This window comes from Lysobacter ciconiae, assembly GCF_015209725.1.
Taxonomy (GTDB): Bacteria; Pseudomonadota; Gammaproteobacteria; order Xanthomonadales; family Xanthomonadaceae; genus Novilysobacter; species Novilysobacter ciconiae.
In genome coordinates, this window is record NZ_CP063656.1 from 2,471,972 (window position 1) to 2,496,097 (window position 24,126).

The window sequence follows — 24,126 nt, forward strand, 5'->3', positions numbered from 1 at the left end:
GCGGAATTGTGCGAAGCTTGGATGCATAAGGGGAGCCGTGGCGGAGGTGTATCGCCCGGCCATTGTGGGCAATCCGGCGTCAAGGTTGCAACGACGGCGTCCGTCAACGGGGAGTGGGTGCATGGACATCGGCTATTTTCTGAAGCTGATGACGGAGAAGAACGCGTCGGACATGTTCTTGAGCACCGGCGCGCCGGTGTACATCAAGATCGAGGGCCGGCTGCATCCGTTGGGCAATACCGGCCTGCCGCCCGGCATGGTCAAGAAGATCGCCTACTCGCTGATGGGCGAAGGCCAGGTGCCGCAGTTCGAGCGCGAGCTGGAGCTCAACATGGCGTACTCGCTGCCCGACACCGGCCGCTTCCGCATCAACGTGTTCAGGCAGCGCGGCGAAGTCGGCATGGTGATCCGTGCGATCCGCAGCGTGATCCCCTCGATCGAGGAACTGCAGCTGCCGCAGGTGCTCAAGAACATCATCCTGGAGCCGCGCGGCCTGGTCCTCATCGTCGGCTCCACCGGGTCGGGCAAGTCGACCACGCTCGCCTCGATGATCGATCACCGCAACAGCAGCGTCTCCGGCCACATCCTCACCATCGAGGACCCGATCGAGTACCTGCACCGGCACAAGCGTTCGCTGGTCAACCAGCGCGAGGTCGGCCTGGACACGCACGCCTTCGGCAGCGCGCTGAAGAACGCGATGCGCGAAGCGCCCGACGTGATCCTGATCGGCGAGATCCTGGACCAGTCGACGATGGAGGCGGCGATCGCCTTCGCCGAGACCGGCCACCTGTGCCTGGCGACGCTGCACTCCAACAACGCCGACCAGACGATCGAGCGCATCCTCAACTTCTTCCCCGAGGCGGCGCACAAGAACGTGCTGATGAACCTGTCGCTCAACCTGAGGGCGGTGATTTCCCAGCGCCTGGTGGTGGGCGTGGACGGGCGCCGGGTGCCTGCGGCGGAGGTGCTGATCAATACCCCGCATATCCGCGACCTGATCCGGCGCGGCCAGATCCACGAGATCAAGCAGGCGATGGAGGAGTCGCTGGAGGAAGGCATCGAATCCTTCGACCAGTGCCTGTTCCGGATGCAGAAGCAGGGCAAGATCGACATCGACGAGGCATTGCGCGCGGCCGACTCACGCGACGGGCTGGCGCTGAAGTTCCGCCTGTCCGAAGGTGCCGACGCCGAGCACGACCAGTACGCGTCGGTGTTCTGAGCCGCGTCGGCCCTGTGATCAGGGCCAGCCGCGCCGCCGGGCGTTGTCAGGCGGGCGCGGGCTCCGGCGCAGGCGCATCTGGCTGGTTTTCCGGCCGGGCCGCGTCGAACTCGGGCAGCGCCAGGCAGGCCTGTTCGACCCTGACCAGGGTCGGATACGGCGTCAGGTCCACCGCAAACCGGCGCGCGTTGTACATCTGCGGTATCAGGCAGCAATCGGCCAGGCCCGGGATGTCGCCTTCGCAGAACACGCCGGTGGACGGATGGTCGGTGAGCATCGTCTCGATCGCCGCGAAGCCTTCGGCTACCCAGTGCCTGACCCACTCCTCGCGCTCGGGCTGGGGCACGCTCCAGGTCCGGTCGAAGTACTGCAGCACGCGCAGGTTGTTGAGCGGATGGATGTCGCAGGCGAGCACCTGGGCGATCGCCCGCGCGCGCTGCCGGTCGCGGCTGGCCGCCGGCAGCAGCGGCGGTGACGGCCAGGTCTCGTCGAGGTATTCCAGGATCGCCACCGACTGTCGCATGACCCGGTCGCCGTGCATGAGCACCGGCACCAGTTCCTGCGGATTGAGCTGGCGGTAGGCTTCGGCGTGCTGCTGGCCGCCATCGCGGACCAGGTGCACCGGCACAGTCCTGTAGGGCAGCCCCTTCAGGTTCAGACCGATCCGCACGCGGTACGCCGCGCTCGAGCGCCAGTACGAATACAGCGTCAACTGCTCGGTCATGCCTGTCTCCTGGGCGTATGCGGGTCAGCCGTCCTGGCGTTCGATGCGCTGCTCGATGGCGCCAAAGATGCTGGCTCCGTCGCGGTCCAGCATCTCGATGCGGACGGTATCACCGAAGGACATGAACGGGGTGCTGGGCTTGCCGTCGCGCAGCGCCTCCACCGTGCGCAGCTCGGCGAAGCACGAGGCGCCCAGCGACGTGTCCTCATTGGCGATGGTGCCCGAGCCGACGATCGTACCCGCCGACAGCGGGCGGGTGCGCGCGGCGTGGGCGACCAGCTGGGCGAAGTTGAACTGCATGTCGACGCCGGCTTCGGGGGCGCCGAACCACTTGCCGTTGACGTGGGTGAGCATCGGCAGGTGCAGCTTGGTGTCGCACCAGGCGTCACCCAGCTCGTCCGGGGTGACGAACACCGGGCTGAGCGCGGAGCGCGGCTTGGCCTGCAGGAAGCCGAAGCCCTTGGCCAGCTCGCCCGGGATCAGGTTGCGCAGGGACACGTCATTGACCAGACCCACCAGCTGGATGTGCCCGGCCGCGGCTTCGGGCGACACCGCCATCGGCACGTCATCGGTGATGACCACCAGCTCGGCCTCCAGGTCGATGCCGAATTCCTCGCTGGTCACCCGCACCGGATCGCGCGGCCCCATGAAGCCGGCACTGACCGCCTGGTACATCAACGGGTCGGTGTAGAAGCTCTCCGGCACCTCGGCGCCGCGCGCGCGGCGGACCCGCTCCACGTGCGGCAGGTAGGCGCTGCCATCGACGAACTCGTAGGCACGCGGCAACGGCGCGGCAAGTGCGGACACGTCCAGGTCGAAGGCGCCCTGGGCGTTGCCGGCATTCAGCGATTCGTAGAGGGTGTTCAGCCGGGGAGCGATATTGCTCCAGTCTTCCAGCGCGCGCTGCAGGATGTCGGCGATACCGGTGGCGCGGACGGCGCGGGTCAGGTCGCGTGAAACCACCACCAGGGTGCCGTCGCGGCCGCCTTCCTTGAGGGAACCAAGCTTCATCGGGAACTCCTTATAACGGCGCCACGGCGCGATGGTTTCAATTGTAACCGCTGGCGCGCAGGCAACAAAAAACCCGCCACGTGGGCGGGTTCTTCGTTGTATGGCAGCCCCGGATGGATTCGAACCACCGAATGCCTGAGTCAGAGTCAGGTGCCTTACCGCTTGGCGACGGGGCTATAAAGCGGATTGTAACGCAAACAATCTTAGCGCTTGGAGAACTGGGTCGCGCGGCGTGCCTTGTGCAGACCGACCTTCTTGCGCTCGACTTCGCGGGCGTCGCGGGTCATGAAGCCAGCCTGACGCAGCTCGCTCTTCAGCGACTCGTCGTACTCGACCAGGGCACGCGAGATGCCCAGGCGGATCGCACCGGCCTGGCCGGTGGTGCCGCCGCCGGCAACGGTGACGTTGACGTCAAACTTGTCGGTGGACTTGGTCAGCTCGAGCGGCTGGCGCACGATCATGCGAGCGGTCTCACGACCGAAGAACTCTTCGATGCTGCGCTTGTTGATCGTGATCTTGCCCTCGCCCTTGCGCAGGTACACGCGAGCGGTGGAGGACTTGCGGCGGCCGGTGCCGTAGTTCTGCTGGATTGCCATGTCGTTGACCTTAGAGTTCCAGCAGCTGCGGCTGCTGGGCAGTGTGCGGATGCTCGGGGCCTGTATAGACCTTGAGCTTGCGGTACATGGCGCGGCCGAGCGGATTCTTCGGCAGCATGCCCTTGACCGCGATCTCGATGACGCGCTCGGGATGGCGCTCAAGCGCCTGGCCCAGGGTCTCGGACTTCAGGTTGCCGATGTAGCCGGTGAACCGGTAGTACTTCTTGTCGGCCAGCTTGTTGCCGGTGACCACGATCTTCTCGGCGTTGATGACTACCAGGTAGTCGCCGGTGTCGACGTGCGGGGTGTAGACCGGCTTGTGCTTGCCGCGCAGGCGGTGGGCAAGCTCGGCGGCCAGGCGGCCCAGGGTCTTGCCGGAGGCGTCGACCACGTACCAGTCACGCTGGACGGTCTCGTTCTTGGCGCTAAATGTCTTCATGACTGATCTTCTTGGGTACCTTGCCGGGCTTGTTGCGCCCATGTCCCGGGAAGGGAGATGGCCGGAACTTCGCCACGCGTTGTGGTGAAAGATGCGCTGTGGAGCGTAAAGAGGCGGAATGATAACGGTCGCCGCAACGCAGCGCAAGCCATCGAGCCGCACATGCTAGCATCCCGAAATGCGCCCTGCCAGCCGTCCGCTTGCCTCCGACCCGCTGGTCGCACTGGCTGACCGGTGTGTCCAATGCGGCCTGTGTCTGCTGGTTTGCCCAACCTACGGCCGCGGGCGCATGGAAGCCGAATCGCCGCGCGGTCGGATAGCGCTGGCGAGGGCCTGGGCACTGGACACTATCGAGCCGGGCCCGCTCGGCGATGCCCATCTGGACCACTGCCTGGGGTGTGGCAACTGCGAGGCGGTCTGCCCGGCCGGCGTTGAGTATGACGCGCTGCTGGTGTCCGCGCGCGGCCGTCAACGCCAGCGGCGCGGTGCCAGCGTGCTTCAAAAGGCGCTGGAAGGCCTCGTGGTCCGGCCCCGACTGCTGGGCGCACTTGTGGGCCTTTACCGCCGCACCCGCAGCCTCCTTCCTCACCGACTGCAGCTGCTGCCTGCGCCTCCGGCACTCGCACGCGACGGCATGCGTCCGCTGCGCGATGCAACGGCTGCGCAACCTGCGATGTCGACGCCATCGGCCGCCCTCTTCGTCGGATGCATTGCAGGCTCCTACGAGGGTCCGGCCCGGGACGCGCTGACCCGGCTTTGTGCCGCGGCGGGCATGCAACTGGCGGTGCCGGACGGGCAGACGTGCTGCGGCGCCGTCCACGCCCACGCCGGCCATCTCGACGGCGCGGCGCAGTTGGCGGCGCGCAATCGCGAGGCGTTTGCAGGGCACGCGAAGGTGCTCACGCTCGCCAGCGGCTGCCATAGGGCCGTCGCGGCTGCGATCGACGGCACCGCGATGGACGCGCTCGCGCTGCTGGACGCGCGCGCCGATCGGCTCACTTTCCGGTCGAAACCCGAACGCGTCGCCCTGCACCTGCCCTGCACCCAGCGCAATGCCAGCGGCAGCGTGCCGGCACTGCGTCGCCTGCTGGCCCGGATCCCGGAACTGACGGTGATCGAGATCGATGCCGGCTTCGGCTGTTGCGGCGCGGCGGGCAACCAGATGCTGACCGACCCGGTGCGCGCCGGCGAGTACCGCCAGCCGTTGCTGGATCAATTGGCCAGCAGTGACGCGACGCGCCTGCTCAGCGCCAACATCGGCTGTCGCCTGCACCTGGGCAACGGCACGGCGCTGCCGGTGCAGCACCCGCTGGAGTTTCTCGCCGAGGCGCTGATTCGACAGGATGTGGTTGACCCGCACCTCGACACCTCGGGCGCCCGCGGCGCGCGCTAAACTGGCGGCATGGAAACCACCCGCCGTCTCAGCCGGATCGACCGCATCCTCGACGATGCCCAGCGTGCGCTGGAAACCGTCCTGGGCTCCCCCGCCGCCGTGCGCCCCAACCCGGCGGCCGGCCAACCGGACGTCGTGCTGGAGGAAAGCGAGCGGCGCCATGCCGCTGGCCTCATGCGCGTCAACCACGTTGGCGAGGTCTGCGCGCAGGCGCTGTACTGCGGCCAGGCGGCGGTCGCGCGCGACCCGGCCACCCGCGCCCACCTGCTGGAGGCGGCGCAGGAGGAGACCGACCACCTGGCCTGGTGCGCCGGCCGCCTGGTCGAGTTGCAAGACCGTCCCAGCCTGCTCAACCCGCTGTGGTACGCCAGCAGCTTCTCGATCGGGGTGCTGGCCGGCCTGCGCGGCGACGGCTGGAACCTGGGCTTCGTGGTGGAAACCGAGCGCCAGGTCGAGGCCCATATCGATGAGAACCTCGCCTCCTTGCCGGCGGCCGATTCCCGCAGCCGGGCGATCCTGGAGGTGATGAAGGAGGACGAGGCGCGGCATGCGGACAATGCCCAGGCCGCCGGCGCGCGCATCCTGCCGCCGCCGGTGCCGTCGATCATGTCGGCCGCCTCGCGGGTAATGAAGGCGATTGCCTACCGGGTCTGAGCCCGATCAGTCGACCAGGTTGCGCCCGTGGTAGAGCTCTTCGATCTCGCGCTTGAGCCGCGCCTCGATCTTCATGCGCTCCTTGAACGACAGGTTGCGCGCCTTCTCCTCGAACAGGTACTGGTCCAGGTCGAAGTCCTTCAGGTGCATCTTGGTGTGGAAGATGTTTTCCTGGTAGACGTTCACGTCGAGCATCTCGTAGCGCGACTTGATGTTCTTGGCAAGGTAGTCCTGGATCGAGTTGATGCGATGGTCGATGTAGTGCTTCTTGCCCTTCACGTCGCGGGTGAAGCCGCGCACGCGGTAGTCCATCACCACGATGTCTGACTCGAGCGTCTCGATCAGGTAGTTGAGCGCCTTCAGCGGTGAGATCACCCCGCAGGTCGCCACGTCGATGTCGGCGCGGAAGGTCGCGATGCCGTTGTCGGGGTGCGTTTCCGGATAGGTGTGCACGGTGATGTGCGACTTGTCCATGTGCGCTACCACCGCCTCGGAGATCACGCCCTTGGCATCGGACTTGTCGACCACCGGCTCCTCGGAGATCAGGATCGTCACCGAAGCACCCTGTGGATCGTAGTCCTGGCGGGCGATGTTGAGGATGTTGGCGCCGATGATGTCCGCCACATCCGTCAGGATCTGGGTCAGGCGATCGGCGTTGTATTCCTCGTCGATGTACTCGATGTAGCGCTGCCGCTCCTCTTCGGAGTAGGCAAAACTGACGTCGTAGATGTTGAACGAGAGCGCTTTGGTGAGGTTGTTGAACCCCTGCAACCTCAGACGCGGCAACGGCTTGACCACTAGGCTTTATCCGGACAATGACAAGAGGCGCGATTATGCGGCAATTGGCCGCCGGTTGAAAACGCGCGTCCAGCGACGGTTCACCCGACGTGCCGCGAAATGGCAAAGTTTGCCACTCAGCGCCCATTCACCCTAAGCTGCCCGGATACGAATTTTCCGACATCACGCCATCCCGGTGGATCAATTTGAATGCTTTGCGTAAATTCAACAGCCCCCTGACGCCTGACGGCCCCACGATCGAACGCTTCCTGGCTCACTGCCACCGTCGTCGCTACCCGACGCGGACGGACGTGTTCCGGCCCGGGGATCCTGCCAGCACGCTTTATTACATCATCTCCGGATCGGTCAGCATCATCGCCGAGGAGGACGAGGACCGCGAGCTGGTTCTGGGCTATTTCGGCCCCGGCGAGTTCGTGGGCGAGCTTGGCCTGTTCGTGGAAAGCGAGCAGCGCGAGGTCATCCTGCGCACCCGCACGCCCTGCGAACTGGCCGAAATCGGCCACGAGCGCCTGTACGACCTGATGCTGACGCGCCTGGCCGACGATGCGCCCAAGCTGCTGTATTCAATTGCCTCGCAGATCTCCCAGCGGCTGCTCGACACCAGCCGCAAGGCCGGCCGGCTGGCGTTCCTGGACGTCACCGACCGCATCATCCGCGCGCTTCACGACCTGGCCCGGGAACCCGAAGCGATGAGCCACCCCGACGGCACCCAGTTGCGGGTTTCGCGCCAGGAACTGTCGCGGCTGGTGGGCTGCTCGCGCGAGATGGCCGGGCGGGTCCTGAAGAAGCTCGAAGCGGACGGCAAGCTGCACGCCCGCGGCAAGACCATCGTGCTCTACGGCACGCGCTGAGGCGCGCCACCGGCTGACCCGGGCACCGGCTCGCCGGCGCGTCCCGGGCAACCCCAGTTGAGGATGGGCGTACCCGCTGGCAGCACGTTGCGGAACATCGCGACATTGGCCTGCTTGGGGTTGACCACGACCGGCCGCTCCGCCGCCAGCAGCAGCGGCAGGTCCGCGCTGCTGTCGGAATAGGCCACCGCCACAGGCGCCGTGAAGCCTGCCTCGCGCAACATCGTCATCTTCATCTGGAAGTGGCAGTGGCGCGCCGCCCCCAGCCCGCCCAGGCGCGGACCGACCAGCGTTCCCACCACCGGCACGTCCTCGTGCGCGACGAAGGCCAGGATCGCGCGCGCCAGTTCGGGCGGGGCGCCGGTGGCGACCACGACCTGGTCGCCGGCAACGCGGTGCTGCTGGAACACCGCCAGCGCGACCGGCAGCAGGCGCGCGCGGATCTGCTCGGCATGCAGCGCGACATAGCGGTCGATCAATGCATCCAGTTCGCGCGGACCGCGCAGACCGACGGTACCGGCCCAGACGAACCCGGAGATGCCGACACGCCGGGTCGGCTGGTACGCGACCATCGGCCCGAACAGCGGCGCCAGCAGCAGGGCCAGTGCCGTCCGCCACCAGCGACGCCGGATCATCCAGGCAAACAGGTGGCTGCCCGAATCGCCGTCGTACAGGGTGTGGTCGAAGTCGAACACGACCAGGGGCGGCGTGTCGCCTGCGGCTGGCAGAACGGCCCCGCTCACGCCTGGAACATCCGCCGCAGCGCCGCCCCCGGGTCGGCTTCGCGCATGAAGCTCTCGCCGATCAGGAAGGTCTCGATGCCGGCGCCGCGCATTTTCGCCACGTCGTCCCGCGTTGCAATGCCGCTTTCGGTGATCGTGATGCGGTCCGGCGGCACCGCGGCCTTCAGCTCGATGCTGGTCTGCAGCGAGACCTCGAAGGTGCGCAGGTTGCGGTTGTTGATGCCGATCAGCTCGCAGTCGGTCTGCAGCGCGCGCTCCAGCTCGTCGATGTCGTGGACCTCCATCAGCACGTCCATGCCCAGCTCGTGGGCGAGGTTGGCCATCTCGATCATCGGCCCGTCCTCCAGCGCAGCCACGATCAGCAGGATGCAGTCGGCGCCGATCATCCGCGCCTCGTAGACCTGGTAGGGATCGACGATGAAATCCTTGCGCAGCGCCGGCAGCGAGCAGGCCGAGCGTGCCTCGCCCAGGTAGCGGTTGCTGCCCTGGAAGAAATCCACGTCGGTCAGCACCGAGAGGCAGGCCGCACCGCCGGCCTCGTAACTGCGCGCGATCGCCGCCGGATCAAAGTCCTTGCGGATCAGTCCCTTGGAGGGGCTGGCCTTCTTGATCTCGGCGATCACCGCCGCCTCGCCCGCCAGGTGCCGCTGCTTCAGCGCGTCCACGAAGCCGCGCGTTGGCGGCTGCGATTGGGCCCGCGCGCGGACGCTGTCCAGGGTGCGGATCTGGCTGCGCTGGGCGATCTCCTCGTGCTTGCGGGCGAGGATGGTGTCGAGGATGTCACTCATGGTGTGCAACGAACTCCGGAAATGGGGGCCATCACGGCTTCGCCAGCGCGCGCGTTGCGGCCACGAACTCGTCCAGCTTGAGCCGCGCGGCGCCCGAGGCGAGCACTGCACGGGCCAGTTCCACGCCCGCGGCGATGGATTCGGACACGCCGGCGACATACAGCGCGGCGCCGGCATTGAGGGCGACGATGTCCAGCGCCGGGCCAGGCCGGTTGTCGAGCACCTCGGAAAGCATGGTGATGGACGCTTGCGGACTGTCCACGCGCAGGTTGCGGCTGGCCGACATGGCGATGCCGAAATCCTCCGGATGCAGCTCGTACTCGCGCACCTTGCCGTCGCGCAGCTCGCCAACCAGCGAGCCGGCGCCCAGCGACAGCTCGTCCATGCCGTCGCGGCCCCAGACCACCAGCGCCCGCTCGGCGCCCATCTTCTGCAGCACGCGGATCTGGATGCCGACCAGGTCCTCGTGGAAGACGCCCATCAGGATGTTCGGTGCACTGGCCGGGTTGGTCAGCGGGCCGAGGATGTTGAACAGGGTGCGCACGCCCATCTCGCGGCGCACCGGCGCGACCACCTTCATCGCGGGGTGGTGCATCGGCGCATACATGAAGCCGATGCCGGTATCGGCGATGCACTGCGCGACCTGTCCCGGGCTCAGCTCGATCGCCGCGCCCAGCGCCTCCAGCGCGTCGGCGCTGCCGGACTTGGAGGACACGCTGCGACCGCCGTGCTTGGCGACCCGGCCGCCGGCCGCGGCAATGACGAAGATGCTCGCCGTGGAGATGTTGAAGGTGTTGGCGCCATCGCCGCCGGTGCCGACGATATCGACCAGATGGGTGCGGTCGGCGACCTCGACCGGTACCGCGAACTCGCGCATCACCTGCGCCGCGCCGGCGATCTCGCCGACGGTTTCCTTCTTCACCCGCAGGCCGGTCATGATCGCCGCGGTCATCAACGGGCTGACTTCGCCGCGCATGATCTGGCGCATCAGCTCGACCATCTCGTCGTGGAAGATCTCGCGGTGTTCGATCGTGCGTTGCAGGGCTTCTTGCGGGGTGATTGGCATTGCTGGCTCGTATTGTCGAGGTGGACGCGGCCTCAGCCGTCGAGGAAGTTCTTCAGCAGGGCGTGGCCGTGCTCGGTCAGGATCGACTCGGGATGGAACTGCACGCCCTGCACGGGGTGCTCGCGGTGGCGCAGGCCCATGACCTCCTCCATCGAACCGTCCTGGTTGTCGGTCCATGCGGTGATTTCCAGGCAGTCCGGAATGCTGGCCTTGTCCACCACCAGCGAGTGGTAGCGGGTCGCGGTGTAGCCATCGGGCAACCCGGCGAACACGCCGGTGCCGAGGTGGCGGATCGGCGAGGTCTTGCCGTGCATGATCCGGCCGGCGCGCACGACCTGCCCGCCGTAGACCTGGCCGATGCCTTGGTGACCCAGGCACACCCCCAGCAGCGGCGTGTGCGGGCCCAACTGGCGGATGACCTCCAGTGAGACGCCGGCCTCATCGGGTGTGCACGGGCCGGGCGAGATCACGATCCGCTCCGGCGCCAGCGCCTCGATCTGCGCCACTGACAGCTCGTCGTTGCGGACGACCTTGACCTCCGCGCCGAGCACCTGCAGGTACTGCACGAGGTTCCAGGTGAAGCTGTCGTAGTTGTCGATCATCAGCAGCACGTCACAGCCCCCTTGCCGCTTCGGCGACCGCGCGGAACAGTGCCCGGCCCTTGCTCATGGTCTCTTCCCATTCCTTTTGCGGGTCCGAATCGTGGACGATGCCGGCGCCGGCCTGGACGTGGAGGCGGCCGTCCTGGATGACCGCGGTGCGGATCGCAATCGCGGTGTCGGCATCGCCATGCCAGCCCAGGTAGCCGATCGAGCCGGCGTAGACGTTGCGCTTGACCGGCTCCAGCTCGCGGATGACCTCCAGCGCGCGGATCTTCGGCGCGCCGCTGACGGTGCCGGCCGGGAAGGTTGCGCGCAGCACGTCGGCGTAGGACAGCCCCGGTTTCAAGGTGCCGGTGACTTCGCTGACGATGTGCATGACGTGGCTGTAGCGCTCGATCACGAACTGCTCGCCGACCTCCACCGTGCCGGGCTGGCTGACCCGGCCGACATCGTTGCGGCCCAGGTCGATCAGCATCAGGTGCTCGGCGCGCTCCTTGGGATCGGCCAGCAGCTCGGCCTCCAGCGCCTCGTCCTCGGCCGGGGTGGCGCCGCGCGGTCGCGTGCCCGCGATCGGGCGGACCGTCACCATGCCCTGCCCGGCCTCGTCAAACTGCAGGCGCACGAGGATCTCCGGCGAGGAGCCGACCACCTGCATGTCGCCCACGTCGAGGAAGTACATGTAGGGCGACGGGTTGAGTGCCCGCAGCGCGCGGTAGACGTCCACCGGCCGCGCCTTGAACGGGACGCTCAGGCGCTGGCTGAGGACGACCTGGAAAATGTCGCCATCGAGGATGTACTGCTGGGATTGCTCGACGGCCTTGATGAAGCCCTCGCGGGTGAAACCGGAGACGAAGTCCGCCTCGTCCAGCCCGTAGGAATCCAGGGTTTCCGGATACGCGGTGCCGCTGTTGCGCAGGCGGTGGACCAGCTGGTCCAGGCGCCGGTTGGCGCGCGCCCACGCCTGCGGTTCGGACGGGTCGGCATGCACGATCAGGTAGAGCCGGCCCTTGAGGTTGTCGAACACCGCGACTTCCTCGCTGAGCATCAGCAGGATGTCGGGGGTGCCCAGCTCGTCGGTCTTGGCCTCGCCGTCCGCGCCGGGCCCGCCCAGCCGTGGCTCGATGTACTGGATGCACTCAAAGCCGAACCAGCCGACCAGGCCACCGGTGAATCCGGGCAGGCCGTCGATGCGCGGCACCGAGTGTTGCGAGCGCAGGCGCTCGACCTCGGCGAACGGATCGGCCACATCGCGCGCCTCGACCAGCTCGCCGTGCTCGGTGACATACAGGGTGTTGCCGGCAAACGCGTACACGCGACGCGCCGGTAGGCCGATGATCGAATAGCGCCCGAAGCGCTCGCCGCCTTCGACCGATTCAAACAGGTAGGTGTGCGGCCCGTCGGCCAGCTTCAGGTACACCGACAGCGGCGTGTCCAGGTCAGACAGGACCTCGCGCACCACCGGGATGCGGGTGTGGCCGTCAGCGACGTGCTGCTGGTATGGCTGGTGCTGCGGACTGTCTGGGGTGGAACTGTCTGGCGGGGACATGCGGCATTTCCTGGGGATGCGACGGATCGGGAACGACGGCGACAAGCGACCATCGCCAACCGGTGTCGGCATTGCGGAAATGCAGGTTCGCCCTTGGAGTCATCGCGCTACTGTAGCGGTTCGGGGGCCGGGACGCGACGGGATGGCGCGCAATCAAGCGGTCCCTATCCGGCACTCCCGGCCAACTGGCGCCGCGCACGCGTGGGGGTGTCCGGTGCGATCGCCGGGATTCGGATGACCAAGTCGGTCCCCTCGCCGGGGGCACTGCTGACATCGATCCTCCCGCCGGCGTCGCCGACCATCGAGGAGACCAGGGCAAGGCCCAGGCCGGTGCCTTCTCCACGCGCCTTGGTGGTGAAGAACGGCTCCAGCACCTGGCGGCGAACGGGCTCGCTCATGCCGATACCCGTGTCGGAAAAACGGATCCGCGCGTGCCCGTCGCTGGCAGTCACGGAGATGCTGAAGTGCCCGCCCTCACGCATGGCGTCGCCGGCATTGGCGGCGATGTTCAACACCATCAACTCAAACTGTGCCGGATCGAACCGGATATGGACCGGGACAAGCGGCCCTTCGATATCGATCGCGATGTCGGGGCTCAGGAGTTGCCGCAACACCGGCCGGAGGTCATTGACCGCAGTTGCCACGTCAATCGTTTCCAGGGAGCGGGCATCCGCGCGCCCGAAGTCGAGCAAGCGGGTGGCGACCGCGGCGGCCCGACGCGATGCGCCATCCACACCCTGCAGTGCTTCACGCATGGCAGCCGGCTCCGCACTCTGCAGCCCTTTCCCGGCGTATCCCTGCACCAGTCCGAGCAGATGGTTGAAATCGTGCGCCAGTCCGCTGGACAGTCGTCCCACCACCTCCATCTTGCGGGCGTGGACGAGCTGGTCCATCACGCGCTCTCGCTCACGGATTTCCGCCTCCAGCTGCTCGTTTGACACCACAAGTTGATCGCTGCGGAGCTTCTCAGCGGCAAGGCTCTCACGCAGCGCTGTCGCGGCCCGGTCCACCACGGCCGTGATGAGCACGAACATCAGACCGCTGATGATCCCGTCGGTGACCATCCCGCTCGCGGGCTCGCCGGCCATGACGTCCACCCGCACGCCGAGCGCGAACGCACCCAGAACGGCGAGACACATCGTCCAGACGGCGGTCCGGCCAATCATCAACCCGGTGGTGACGATCCAGACGGTGAGCAACGGGTGCTCGAACCGGTTGCCTGTGAAACCCACGCTTGAGTGGGACACCAGCATCAGCACCGCCGTCACCACCATCAGCTGCCTGACTGCCCACTGGAACCTGCCGGTACGCACGAGATAAAGGCTGAAGCCCGCCAGCGCATAGAAGCCCATGCTCAAGGCAAAGCCGAGCGTCTCGTCTTCGCGCCACGGGACGTCTTTGAGCAGGCTGAACCGGTACGCCCAGATCGGCGGTGCCGTGCCGAGAATGACCAGCATGACCACCTGCAGGACCGGAGCGTTGCGCCGGTCGACCGGGTCGGCCACAGGCACGTCGCGAAGCCATCGCATCAACGCTTGCCACGGCGGCAGTCGGGCAGACCTCACGGAAACAGGCTCAGACGTTGCAACAGGTTCCATGAGCGGCTCGGATGGCAGTGGATGCGGCGAGCGCCTGCGTCGCGCCAACCTCGAAGCGCCATAGGCTAGCGCGGCCGCGCGATGCGGTCATCCGTTGCCGTTCGGGCTTGCACGCCGCGGCACCCTTTCAGTCGCCCGCGGCGTTCGCCTTCCCCGTAAGTAGCTGCCGACCCGGTTGATGATATTGAAAAAGACGTCGTATCCGGGGCCCACGGTCATACCGCGCTGCTCGGCGTATACGGCATGCTCGGCATGGGCACCCGAGCCGGTCGCCAGCGTGCTGGAGACCGCGCGGAGGTGTGACAAATGGCCGGACAAAACGGAAGGGCAGCGCAAGCCGCCCCGTTCTTGTTTCGCCGTATCAGTGCGTTCCGGCCACCCGGATCTCCACCCGTCGATCAGGTTTCAGGCATTCGATCAGCTCGGCCCGTGGCAAGGACCGGTCGCAGCTGGTGACCGGCTCCGAAGAGCCGCGCCCGGCTGCGGTGATGCCGGCTCCGGGCAGGCCCTGTTCGACCAGCAACTGCCGGACCGTTGCCGCCCGCCGTTCCGACAGCGCCTGGTTGTAGCTATGGCTGCCCAGCCTGTCGGCGTGGCCGACGACGGTGATTTGCTCCGCTCCCGAGCGGGACAGCTCCTGTGCCAGTGCGGCGATCTCTTCCTTCCCCTGCGGGAGGATGTCCCGTGGACGCGAACCGTCAAACGCGAACAACGCATCGGCCGACAGGGTATGCACTGCCGGTGCGGCCGTGGAAACAACCGGGTCCGGCCCAACAACCGGGTCCGGCCGGTCATTCAATGCGTCCAGACAGGCCGACCCATCCCAATGCATCGAGTCGACCACGTAGTTTCCGTTGGCGCGCTCGTAGTTGACCTGGTACTGGCAGGTGACGTGGGTGTCGACCCCGGTCCGGAAGTTGAAGACGTAGTCCCAGCGCGAGACACCGGCGACCCCCTCACTGAAGTGCGGATTGCCGAGCAGTCGTCTGACTTGGCTCTTCCCGAGTCCACGCCCCATCTGACGCAGGTTGTCGACGTTGACGAAGTCGCCATTCCGGATCCGGCTGCGGGAGGCCTCCGGAAAATCGGTATCGCCCACCACGCCCTGCACCGGCATCACCGCTGTGGAGGGAAGCCCCACATCCTGCGCCAACGCCCCGGCCGGGACAGACAACAGCGCACAAACGGCGGTAGCGAGGGCTCCGCGAAGCATGTTCCTGATTACCATGTGTGTCATTCCTGATTTGTTCCGATTGGATTCGCTGCCAGCCTTCCGTTTGTTTCGGAAGGCCGGCGCTGCGTCACTTCCCGCCCAGTACGCCACTCACGCCGACGTAGCCGCCGGTGCCTTCGCGGTTGGACGAGAAGCCGCCCTCCAGGCTCCAGCGTCCGTTGTCGGCGGTACGCCGCAGGCTGACGCCGACAGCGCCTTCACCCTTGTAGGCTCCGAAACCTGCGTAGTAAGTCGTCGCCCCGGCCACGTAAGGCGCCTGCCGCATCGACATTGCGGTCGCGATGCCGGCGTTGAGGTCACGCTCGAGCCCGTCGATCCGCTGGCCCAGGTCCCACACATCCCCGTGGATCTGGCTGAACCGCTGATCGGTGTAGTTGTTCGCGGTAATTACCGCGTGATCCACACCGGCACTGAGCTGGTTGACGTTGACGGCGTCGTTGCCGGCCACGCCCGGAGCGACCCCACTGATGGTGCGGTTGCCGACGTTGACCTCGCCCGACGAGTTGCTGGTGCCCACGTAGGCCGCGTCGTAACCGGACTGGGCGCCCACGGTCGTCGCCGACCCTTGGCCCAGCGCCACGCTGTTGTCGTGCGTGGCCTTTGCGCCTTGGCCGACCGCGGTGCTGTTGGAACCGGCGGCCACGGCGTGGTTACCCAGCGCGGTGCTGTTGTCACCGCTGGCGTCCGCGCCGCTGCCGCCGGCCGCAGAGTTGGCTCCGGTCGGGGTCGGCGGGACGATCGGGGCTTCCTGGCTGACCTGGAACGGACCGGTCGAACCCTCCTCCAGGTTTGTCACACGGCTGCTGTTGTCGACGATGTTGGAGGCCAGGTCGTTGAGCTGGCCCACGTTGGCCGCATCGGTGTCAGCCACACCCGCCGCGACGTTGCCGATGACCTGGCCGCCGGCATCAACGCCATCGGTGGTCACACTCGGGCCACCCTCGATCACCAGGCCCGTATCGCCCAGGTGCACGTCGTCGCCCACGTGCACGCCGTCGGTATCGACCACGGTGTCGCCGGCAGTGAGGCTGTCGACGTCCAGGTCACGGTTGAGGGTGATCTCGATCTGGCCGCGGTTGTCCGCGCCCGTCTGGGCTACGGTGATGTTCTGGTCGCCGGTGAAGTTCACCGTGCCGTTGGGGCCGATGTTGGCGTCATTGCCGTTGGCATCGGTCGCCGTCCAGCCCGCGTTGGCGGCCTCGTTCGCCGATCGGATCGCATCGTCAATATTGTCGTGACCGGTGCCGCCGATGTCGCTGGTGGTGATGGTGCCGTCCGGGTTGAGCCCGGCGTTGCCACCAATCACGTTCACGATCGACTGACCCATCCCGTGGAGCTGGCTGCCGTTGATGGCATCCGTGCTGGTGGCACTGACATCACCCGCCGCCACGTTGGTGATTACCAAGGTGCCCGCGTCGATACCGCTCATTGTCACGCTTGGCCCGCCATTGATCACCAGGCCGGTGTTGCCGAGGTGCACGTTGCCGCCCACCGCAACGCCGGCGGTGTCGATAGCGGTATCGCCAACGGTGACGCTGTCCACGTCGATATCACGGTTAAGGGTGACGGCGATCACACCGTCCTGGTCATCGCCTGTCTGGGCGACGGTGATGTTCTGGTCACCCTGAAAGTCCACCGAACCGTTTGGCCCGATATTGACCTGGTCGACGCCGGAACCGGTCAAATTCCACCCCGCGTTGACCGTCTGGTTTACAAGAACAAGTTGCTCCTCGGTCGCCGCACGGCCGGAACCATCGGCGAACCCCGGATAGTTGATTGTCTGGTTCTGCAGGCCACTGATCGTACCGGCGTTACCGCTGATCAGGATCGGACTGGCGCCGCCCACCACGATGACATCGCCCCCGATGGTGGTCGTGCCCGCTGTGTCGGTCACCGCGACGGTGCCCGCACCCACAACGGTACTGTTGCCGTCGGCGTCGCTCACCGACGCGCCATCCGCGGTCAGGCTCGCCACCTTGCCGGCGCCATCGTCCACCGCCAGACCATCGTTGTTCACCACGGTGTCGCCGGTGGTCAGGCTGCCGTCCGAGCCCAGGTCGATGTTCTCGGCCAGGTCGAAGGTGACGTCGTTGCTGTCGTCGGCCTTGGTGATGACGATGTTGCCGTCGGCGTTGGTCAGGTCGACCGAATTGCCAGTCGGGCTGTTGACGCCCACGTTGGTGGCGTTTGCCCCCTGAGCGCTGACATTCCAGCCAGAGTTGGCTATGCCATGGACCACTCGAAGCTGGTCTTCCGTCGCCGCCTGGCCGCTGGTGTAGTTGTTAGGGTCGAACGTGGTGTTGGTCAGCCCGCCGATGGTGCCGGCGTCGCCGTTGATCACGATCGGGTTGGCCCCACCCACCGAGATCTCGTTGCCACCGATCGTCGTTGTGCCGGCAGCGTCGGTCACCGCAATCGCACCGGCACCCACGGTAGTGTTGTTGCCTGCGCCGTCATCAACCGCCAGACCGTCGTTGTTCACCACGGTGTCGCCCGTGGTCAGGCTGCCGTCCGCGCCCAGGTCGATGTTCTCGGCCAGGTCGAAGATGAGGTCGGTGCCGTTGCGCGCGATGACGATATTGCTGTCGGTGTTGCTGAAGTCGACCGAACCGCCTGGTGCTACGTTGGCGCCCGTCACCTCGCCGTTTGCCCCTACCGCCCAGCCTTGCGCGGCGTACTCGATCGCGTCATGCACCGTGCCCTTTCCGGTGCCGCCGACATTGCTCATCGTGACCTGATGCGTGTCGGGATCGAATACCGCGTTGCCGCCCAGCACGTCGGCAATCGAGTCGCCTGCGGCATCCAGGTCATCGGCCAGCGATTCCAGCGCCATGTTGGTGCCGTGCAGCTGGCTGCCGTTGATACCGTCGGTGCTGGTGGCGCTGATGCGGCCCGCTGCAAGGTTGGTGAGAGTGCGCTCGGCACCCGCGGCGCCAACACTGACGGTCGCCACCGGGGTGGTGCCGGCGAAGTTGTAGGTGTTTTTGTCGACCGAAATGCTGGCGGTACCGATGGGCGCTGCGGTGATGGCACCGCTGCCCAGCGCGACCGAGCCGGCATGCGACGCCTGCGCGCCCTGGCCGAATGCGGAAGCGTTCCGGGCCGAGGCGCGTGCGCCGGATCCGACCGCGAGCGCATTTTCCGCCGTGGCGCTGGCGTCCTGACCGAACGCGGCCGCGTTTTCCGCGCTGGCGCGTGCGCTGGAACCTATTGCCAACGCATCTTCTGCGGAAGCCTCGGCAGCGTCGCCAATGGCGGTAGCCGATTCATCGGTTGCGCGGGCCTCCACGCCAATCGCCAACGCATGGTAGTTGTCCGCCAGCGTGTTCTGGCCGATGGCGACGCCGCCCATGTTGCGGCGCGGCTGGAGGTTTGCAGGGTCGTTGAAACCGGACACCGCGCCCGTGCCCATGGCGATGCCGTCATTGGCCCAGCCGGTGGCGCCGGTTCCATTGGCAATGGCGTTGGCGCCGCTAGCCCTTGCGTCGGTGCCACTGGCCTGCGCACTTGCCCCGCTCGCGCTGGCTCGGGTACCCAACGCCGTGGCGTCACTCGCCGTCGAATGCGCGCCACTGCCCTGGGCAATGCCCCGGGGTGCATTCACCAACGAGTCCTTGCCGATGACAATGCCTTCGACCGCGGTCGACGACGATTGGGTGCCGATGACGATCGAGTTATCGACTGCCGGGCCACTGGCTTGGCGGTTGGTATAGGAATCCCGACCGATGACGATCGAATTCTGGTCACGGCTCTCCACGTGCGTGCCGATGGCGATACCACTTTCGCCGAGTGCCTCGGACTGCGAGTTGCCGATGGTGGTCGAGTTCTTGCCCAGGCCCTTGATGTTGTGGCCCAGCACCACCGCGGAATCACCTTCGGCGCCAGCCTGATGGCCGATGGCGATCGAGTCGCGGTTCTTGGTCGTTGCGTCCGGGCCGATCGCGACCGAGTCAACGGCGGCAGCATCGGCGCCGTTGTTGTTCTTGTTGCCCTTGTCGATGCCGCCGTCATTGATGCTGACGTAGTTCAGCATGTTCTGGTCGATCTGGTCCTGGAGATTGGCGATGACCCCGCCGGCAAAGTCGATGTCGCTCAGGTCGATGCCCGACACGGCCTGCTTCAACTGGCGGACGTTGACTGCATCGGTGTCATTCGCACCGTCTTCCACATTGACTATTCGGCGCGTGAACGAGGCGCCGCTCTGGCTGCTGCCGACGGAGACGGCACTGCCGTTGAACGTCCGGTTGGTAAACTCACTGCTCCCCGACACGTCGCTCTGGGTCGCCCACGAGTTGAGACCCAAGGCGACGAAATTGCTGTCCGCATGGGCGTTGGGGCCGATGGCCGTTCCTGTCCCAAGCGCCGTGGTCTGCCGCCCCAGCGCGACGCCGGTGTTGCCGGCAGAGGCGTTGAAGCCGACTGCCACGCCTTCGGTCTGCGCTCGGGCTGACTGACCAATGCCGACGGCGCGATTCGAAGTTACCCCGCTGTTCGCGTCCAAGCCGATGCTGACGTTCTCCTCACCGGCAATGCCCACACCCGCGCCACGCCCCATGGCCACGTTGTCGTCGCCATCCACGTTGCTGCCGGCGCCATCGCCCATTGCCACGTTGAACTGGCCGGCCACGTTCTGGCCGGACTGGTTGCCAATCGCGATGTTGTGGGATTGATCGCCAGGCAGGACCTGGCCGGTGCCCTGCCCCGCGGCATTACCGATCGAAATGTTGTTGGTCGCTGCGGCCACCGCATCCTGGCCCAGCGCCACTCCCCCGGCACCGCCCGCTGCTGCTCGTGCGCCCAGCGCCGTGGCATTGGCACCGCCAGCGTTGGCATTGTCACCGAGTGCCACCGAGCTGTTGCCCGTTGCCTCACTGTCACGGCCGATGGCAATTGCGGCTTCGCCTCCGGTCAGCTCACCCCCAGCTGTCGCACCCTGCCCGATCGCGATGGCACTTTCAGCGCTTGCGGTGGTGGCCGCACCGTCACCGGCTGCGAAGCTGCTGACGCCTTCCGCCACGGTGTTGGGCCCGATGGCGATGGACTCATCGCCCATGGCCTGGGAGTCAGGCTGTGCCGAACGGGCGCGGAAATAGCGGACGCCACCGGCACCTTCTTCGATGAACAGGTCGAAGATCTGCTTGCCGGAGACCGCGTCGCTGCTGGTCGCCGTCAGGGCGCCCTCGGCGAGGCCGGTAATCCGCAAGCCACCGGCGTCAATCCCTGAGGCGGTGACGCTGGGACCGCCGCTGCTGAAGGTCAGCCCGGCATTATTGAGGGTCGAATTGCCTGCCGTGATGCTTGTTACCGTCAGATTCTCGTCGAGCGTGACGGTCACCTTTCCGTCGTCGTCAACGCCGGTGAGCGCCACGCTGATATTGCCGTCGCCCTGGAAGGTCACGGTGCCACCGGGCCCGATATCGGTAGTAGTGGCTCCGTCGCTGATGATCCAGCCTGCTGCATCGGCAGCAATCTGCGCGGCAGCCGCGGCAGCCGCCGCGTTGGTCGCCGTGGACTGAGCGACCGAAGCTGCGGTGCTGACGGTGCTGAGCTGGCCGAAGTTCACCGCGTGGTGGCTGGCGGTGCCACTGGCCACGCCGGTGATCACCTTGCCGCCGGCATCAATCCCTGCGGCGGTCACGCTGGGGCCTGCACTGATGGTGAGGCCGGTGTTGTCAAGCACGACATTGCTGCCGATCGCCACACCGCTGCCATCCACCCGTGTGTCGCCAATCGTGACACTGCCATCGACACCGAGATCAATATCGTCGTCGAGGGTGATCTCAATGACGCCGGCGTCATCGGCTCCCGCCTGCGCGACATGGATGTTGCTGTCGCCTTGGAACGTCACCGTCCCACTATCACCGATCACGGCGCCGTTGCTGCCGTCGGTCACGGTCCAGCTCGGCGCATGCTGGGCAAACGCCGGCATGCCAGCCAATGCCGTCAGACCCAGCACTAATCCGATCGCCAAGGCAAGCGCGCCCGGTCGCCGTCCACTTGCGGCGGTGCCGTCGTGCAACGTGCCTGCACCGCCGCCGCCCTTGGCGAGCTCCGAAGCCACTACCATCCGGCCCAGCTTCCTGCTCCAAACTTTGCTATGGATCTTGTTCAATCTGAATTCCTCTCAGTGATTCGAAATAGGGATGCGAGAGCCCGCTGTACGAAACGCTGCGCCATGCGTGGAGTCGCCGCTGGCCCAACTCAAATGGGAGAGCGGGGCTACCTGGATAAACACCATTACGCTCGCCCTGTTTTCGTCACGGCGCGCACGAAAACGCCCGTCCCGGCGAGCCGGAAGGCCCGCAGAATGTCCGGTAAATAGGGTCGGCTCGGCTGCGCGTGGAAACTACGCGCACTCAAAGTCGCTGCAAAACGCAAACCCACCCGATTGGGGGCGCAGCATATAGACGGGCGTCACGAAAAACACTCGCGCTTCATTGCGAAACACGAAGCGTTGGATATAAAGCGAAAGCTTTTGAAATTAAACGAAAGGCGGTGCCGTTGGGCCCGCTAGCCCAACAGGACGTATCCCACGCCACGAACGTTTTGAAGGGGCAACGACTCTCCCTCCGCGGCAGCCTCGGCTTTGCGACGGAGCCGGAACACCAGCATTTCCAGTCGTTCTTCTTCGAAATCGCTGATCTTCGCCGTTAGGCCCTCGATGATGCGTTTGCGCGGGACGACCTGCCCCGAAGCGTCCAGCAATATCCGTAGCAGCTCGCGCTCGGCAATAGAGAGCTTGACGGTCGAATCGTCGGGCGTGAGCAAACGCCAGCGATCAAGGTCGAATGTCCACCCGCCCACACGGGGCAACTGGGGAACGGTCGGCGTATTGACCGGCTCGGTGAATGCCCGGCGAGCGACGCTCCGCAGCGTGGCCACAAGAACAGCGGGATCCACAGGTTTGGTCAGATATGCGTCCGCGCCCATTTCAAGGCCATGCACCTTATCGGCCGGCGCATGGCGGCCGGTCAGAAGAATCATTCCCGCGTGGGTCACACCGCGTAGATGACGCACGACGTTGAATCCGTTCTCGTCGGGAAGACCCACATCGACAACGAAAAAGTTGAATTGCTGGGTCAGCATGGCGCGGTACATCTCCAACGCGCTTCCCGCCGCAGCGACGTGGAACCCCGCTTGCGTCAGCGCCGGGACAATAACTTGTTCGCGCAGCTCGAGGTCGTCCTCGACGACCATCACCCAGGGTTTGACCGAACTATCCATTCCTTGCTCCAGCCTCTCCCGGGGCGTTCGTGGGCGGGCGCACTACGTTAACAGGCGCGATCGCGCCTAGTTGCAAGATTAATGGGGGCGATGACCTCCCACTAGCGGCGCTCGCGTGGCCGGACGACCGTGGATGCGGCACGGCCGCGTTTGACCCCGATCAAGGCGCACCCCCGCGGCCGTCGATAGCCTGAGCGTCATGTCCAGTCCCCTCCAGTTCGACGCGTCGCTGTTGCAGCGCTACGACCGGCCCGGTCCGCGGTACACCTCGTACCCGACCGCGCCGCAATTCTCCGCTGAGTTCGGTGAGGAGGCGCTGCGCGAGGCCATCCTGGCCAGCAATGGCGATCCGATCCCGCGCCGGCTGTCGTTGTACGTGCACGTGCCGTTCTGCATGAGTCCGTGCTTCTACTGCGGCTGCAACCGGATCATCACCCGCGACCTGGCGCGTGGGGAGACTTACCTGGTCCGGCTGTACCGCGAGATCGCGATGACGGCGGCGATGTTCGACCGCGACCGCGAGGTCATCCAGCTGCACTTCGGCGGTGGCACGCCGAACTTCCTCTCGCCGGCGCAGCTGGGCGAGGTGGTGGACTCGCTGCGCAGCCATTTCCATTTTTCCGACTCGCCCAAGCGCGACCTCTCGATCGAGCTGGACCCGCGCTTCGTCAAGCCCGCCGACATCGCCGAACTGGCCGCGATCGGCTTCAACCGCGCCAGTTTGGGCGTGCAGGACTTCGACCCGGCCGTGCAGCAGGCCGTCAACCGGATCCAGTCGGTCGAGGAGACTGTCGCGATCATCGATGCCTGTCGTCAGAGCGGGATGCGCTCGGTCAACGTCGACCTGATCTACGGCCTGCCCAAGCAGTCGCTGGAGGGCTTCGCCGAAACGCTGGACACGGTCATCACGGTGCGCCCCGACCGGCTGGCCGTGTACAGCTACGCCCACCTGCCCGACCTGTTCAAGGCCCAGGGCCAGATCAATGCCGAGGACCTTCCCTCGCCAGAGGTCAAGCTGGGGCTGCTGCAGCTGGCGATCGAGAAACTCACCGATGCCGGCTATTCCTATGTCGGCATGGACCATTTCGCGCTGCCCGAGGATGACCTGGCCACTGCCCAGGACCGCGGCGGACTGCACCGCAACTTCATGGGCTACACCACCCATTCCGATACCGACCTGATCGGGCTGGGCGTCAGCGCCATCAGCCATATCGGCGACAGCTTCAGTCAGAACCCGCGAGACCTGCCGAGCTGGCAGATCGCCTTGGACGAGGGCCGGCTGCCGGTGTTCCGCGGCATGCGCCTGAGCGAGGACGACCAGCTGCGCGCCGACGTCATCCAGCGCCTGATGTGCCAGGGCGAGATCCCCATCGACCCGCTGGAGCGGCGCTACCTGATCGACTTCCACGACTACTTCGCCGACGCGATCGCCCAGCTGGAGCCACTGGTCGCCGACGGGCTGGTCAAGGTGGAGCCGTCCCGCATCACCGCAACGTCGCGCGGACGCCTGTTGCTGCGTAACATAGCGATGTGCTTCGACCACTACCTGACCCAACCGACCGCCTCGCCCCGCTTCTCCCGCGCCATCTAGACGCGGCGTGGTGGCGCGCGTGAGCCCGACCGCGTTCCCGCGCCAGGAC

The 24,126-nt window shown here is 66.3% G+C and carries 19 protein-coding genes and 1 tRNA gene; 5 read left to right on the forward strand and 15 right to left on the reverse strand.

What is annotated here, in order from left to right; genetic code table 11:
• The first annotated feature begins 121 nt into the window (after positions 1-121).
• On the forward strand, positions 122-1,219 hold the full coding sequence (locus INQ41_RS11160; RefSeq protein WP_193984498.1) for a PilT/PilU family type 4a pilus ATPase: 1,098 nt from the start codon (positions 122-124) through the stop codon (positions 1,217-1,219).
• Between the two features lie 46 nt (positions 1,220-1,265).
• Here the strand turns inward: INQ41_RS11160 and maiA are convergent, their stop codons facing one another.
• The 5 genes from maiA to rplM form a co-directional block, all read right to left on the reverse strand.
• Positions 1,266-1,943, reverse strand: coding sequence for a maleylacetoacetate isomerase (gene maiA / locus INQ41_RS11165; RefSeq protein ID WP_193984500.1), 678 nt, complete (start codon positions 1,941-1,943; stop codon positions 1,266-1,268).
• 24 nt (positions 1,944-1,967) lie between these two features.
• Positions 1,968-2,954 (reverse strand): fumarylacetoacetate hydrolase family protein, encoded by a 987-nt coding sequence (locus INQ41_RS11170; protein WP_193984502.1) that lies wholly within the window; start codon positions 2,952-2,954, stop codon positions 1,968-1,970.
• Between the two features lie 101 nt (positions 2,955-3,055).
• Positions 3,056-3,130 (reverse strand) — tRNA-Gln (locus INQ41_RS11175).
• 27 nt (positions 3,131-3,157) lie between these two features.
• Positions 3,158-3,550 (reverse strand): 30S ribosomal protein S9, encoded by a 393-nt coding sequence (gene rpsI / locus INQ41_RS11180; protein WP_193984504.1) that lies wholly within the window; start codon positions 3,548-3,550, stop codon positions 3,158-3,160.
• 10 nt (positions 3,551-3,560) lie between these two features.
• The gene (gene rplM / locus INQ41_RS11185; protein WP_193984506.1) at positions 3,561-3,989 is read right to left on the reverse strand and encodes a 50S ribosomal protein L13; all 429 of its coding nucleotides are present in this window, start codon (positions 3,987-3,989) and stop codon (positions 3,561-3,563) included.
• A 178-nt stretch (positions 3,990-4,167) separates the two neighbouring features.
• Here rplM and INQ41_RS11190 point away from each other — a divergent pair, with 178 nt between their 5' ends.
• Both INQ41_RS11190 and coq7 read left to right on the forward strand, forming a co-directional pair.
• Positions 4,168-5,382, forward strand: coding sequence for a (Fe-S)-binding protein (locus INQ41_RS11190; protein WP_193984508.1), 1,215 nt, complete (start codon positions 4,168-4,170; stop codon positions 5,380-5,382).
• A 9-nt stretch (positions 5,383-5,391) separates the two neighbouring features.
• Positions 5,392-6,036 (forward strand): 2-polyprenyl-3-methyl-6-methoxy-1,4-benzoquinone monooxygenase, encoded by a 645-nt coding sequence (gene coq7, locus INQ41_RS11195; protein WP_193984510.1) that lies wholly within the window; start codon positions 5,392-5,394, stop codon positions 6,034-6,036.
• Between the two features lie 6 nt (positions 6,037-6,042).
• Here the strand turns inward: coq7 and speD are convergent, their stop codons facing one another.
• On the reverse strand, positions 6,043-6,834 hold the full coding sequence (speD, locus tag INQ41_RS11200) for an adenosylmethionine decarboxylase (RefSeq protein WP_193984512.1): 792 nt from the start codon (positions 6,832-6,834) through the stop codon (positions 6,043-6,045).
• Between the two features lie 194 nt (positions 6,835-7,028).
• Between speD and crp the strand changes: the two genes are divergently transcribed.
• Complete coding sequence (crp, locus tag INQ41_RS11205) at positions 7,029-7,685, forward strand: cAMP-activated global transcriptional regulator CRP (protein ID WP_407074232.1); 657 nt, start codon at positions 7,029-7,031, stop codon at positions 7,683-7,685.
• On the opposite strand, the gene INQ41_RS11210 is transcribed toward crp, so the two are convergent.
• The 9 genes from INQ41_RS11210 to INQ41_RS11250 form a co-directional block, all read right to left on the reverse strand.
• Positions 7,670-8,428: a haloacid dehalogenase-like hydrolase gene (locus tag INQ41_RS11210; protein WP_407074233.1), complete on the reverse strand. Its 759-nt coding sequence runs from the start codon at positions 8,426-8,428 to the stop codon at positions 7,670-7,672. The genes crp and INQ41_RS11210 overlap by 16 nt on opposite strands.
• Positions 8,425-9,216, reverse strand: coding sequence for an indole-3-glycerol phosphate synthase TrpC (gene trpC / locus INQ41_RS11215; RefSeq protein WP_193984514.1), 792 nt, complete (start codon positions 9,214-9,216; stop codon positions 8,425-8,427). Before trpC ends, INQ41_RS11210 begins: the two co-directional genes overlap by 4 nt.
• A 31-nt stretch (positions 9,217-9,247) precedes the next feature.
• Positions 9,248-10,282: an anthranilate phosphoribosyltransferase gene (gene trpD / locus INQ41_RS11220; RefSeq protein ID WP_193984516.1), complete on the reverse strand. Its 1,035-nt coding sequence runs from the start codon at positions 10,280-10,282 to the stop codon at positions 9,248-9,250.
• A gap of 32 nt (positions 10,283-10,314) precedes the next feature.
• Positions 10,315-10,893: an anthranilate synthase component II gene (locus tag INQ41_RS11225; protein ID WP_193984518.1), complete on the reverse strand. Its 579-nt coding sequence runs from the start codon at positions 10,891-10,893 to the stop codon at positions 10,315-10,317.
• A gap of 1 nt (position 10,894) precedes the next feature.
• Positions 10,895-12,430, reverse strand: coding sequence for an anthranilate synthase component I (trpE, locus tag INQ41_RS11230; protein WP_193984520.1), 1,536 nt, complete (start codon positions 12,428-12,430; stop codon positions 10,895-10,897).
• A gap of 164 nt (positions 12,431-12,594) precedes the next feature.
• On the reverse strand, positions 12,595-13,959 hold the full coding sequence (locus INQ41_RS11235; RefSeq protein WP_228076591.1) for a sensor histidine kinase: 1,365 nt from the start codon (positions 13,957-13,959) through the stop codon (positions 12,595-12,597).
• 430 nt (positions 13,960-14,389) lie between these two features.
• The gene (locus INQ41_RS11240) at positions 14,390-15,256 is read right to left on the reverse strand and encodes an OmpA family protein (protein ID WP_228076592.1); all 867 of its coding nucleotides are present in this window, start codon (positions 15,254-15,256) and stop codon (positions 14,390-14,392) included.
• Positions 15,257-15,329: 73 nt separating this feature from the next.
• Entirely contained in the window at positions 15,330-21,374 is a 6,045-nt protein-coding gene (locus tag INQ41_RS11245) for an ESPR-type extended signal peptide-containing protein (RefSeq protein ID WP_193984526.1), read from the reverse strand.
• 398 nt (positions 21,375-21,772) lie between these two features.
• Positions 21,773-22,486 (reverse strand): response regulator transcription factor, encoded by a 714-nt coding sequence (locus INQ41_RS11250; protein ID WP_193984528.1) that lies wholly within the window; start codon positions 22,484-22,486, stop codon positions 21,773-21,775.
• Between the two features lie 199 nt (positions 22,487-22,685).
• Here INQ41_RS11250 and hemN point away from each other — a divergent pair, with 199 nt between their 5' ends.
• The gene (gene hemN, locus INQ41_RS11255; RefSeq protein WP_193984530.1) at positions 22,686-24,077 is read left to right on the forward strand and encodes an oxygen-independent coproporphyrinogen III oxidase; all 1,392 of its coding nucleotides are present in this window, start codon (positions 22,686-22,688) and stop codon (positions 24,075-24,077) included.
• Positions 24,078-24,126 lie beyond the last annotated feature (49 nt).

What these genes read in the sequence shown, in the direction of transcription:
- INQ41_RS11160 (WP_193984498.1), top strand. Translation starts at nt 122, where the DNA reads ATGGACATCGGCTATTTTCTGAAGCTGATGACGGAGAAGAACGCGTCG.
- maiA (WP_193984500.1), bottom strand. Translation starts at nt 1,943, where the DNA reads ATGACCGAGCAGTTGACGCTGTATTCGTACTGGCGCTCGAGCGCGGCG.
- INQ41_RS11170 (WP_193984502.1), bottom strand. Translation starts at nt 2,954, where the DNA reads ATGAAGCTTGGTTCCCTCAAGGAAGGCGGCCGCGACGGCACCCTGGTG.
- rpsI (WP_193984504.1), bottom strand. Translation starts at nt 3,550, where the DNA reads ATGGCAATCCAGCAGAACTACGGCACCGGCCGCCGCAAGTCCTCCACC.
- rplM (WP_193984506.1), bottom strand. Translation starts at nt 3,989, where the DNA reads ATGAAGACATTTAGCGCCAAGAACGAGACCGTCCAGCGTGACTGGTAC.
- INQ41_RS11190 (WP_193984508.1), top strand. Translation starts at nt 4,168, where the DNA reads ATGCGCCCTGCCAGCCGTCCGCTTGCCTCCGACCCGCTGGTCGCACTG.
- coq7 (WP_193984510.1), top strand. Translation starts at nt 5,392, where the DNA reads ATGGAAACCACCCGCCGTCTCAGCCGGATCGACCGCATCCTCGACGAT.
- trpC (WP_193984514.1), bottom strand. Translation starts at nt 9,216, where the DNA reads ATGAGTGACATCCTCGACACCATCCTCGCCCGCAAGCACGAGGAGATC.
- trpD (WP_193984516.1), bottom strand. Translation starts at nt 10,282, where the DNA reads ATGCCAATCACCCCGCAAGAAGCCCTGCAACGCACGATCGAACACCGC.
- trpE (WP_193984520.1), bottom strand. Translation starts at nt 12,430, where the DNA reads ATGTCCCCGCCAGACAGTTCCACCCCAGACAGTCCGCAGCACCAGCCA.
- INQ41_RS11235 (WP_228076591.1), bottom strand. Translation starts at nt 13,959, where the DNA reads ATGCGATGGCTTCGCGACGTGCCTGTGGCCGACCCGGTCGACCGGCGC.
- INQ41_RS11240 (WP_228076592.1), bottom strand. Translation starts at nt 15,256, where the DNA reads ATGGTAATCAGGAACATGCTTCGCGGAGCCCTCGCTACCGCCGTTTGT.
- INQ41_RS11250 (WP_193984528.1), bottom strand. Translation starts at nt 22,486, where the DNA reads ATGGATAGTTCGGTCAAACCCTGGGTGATGGTCGTCGAGGACGACCTC.
- hemN (WP_193984530.1), top strand. Translation starts at nt 22,686, where the DNA reads ATGTCCAGTCCCCTCCAGTTCGACGCGTCGCTGTTGCAGCGCTACGAC.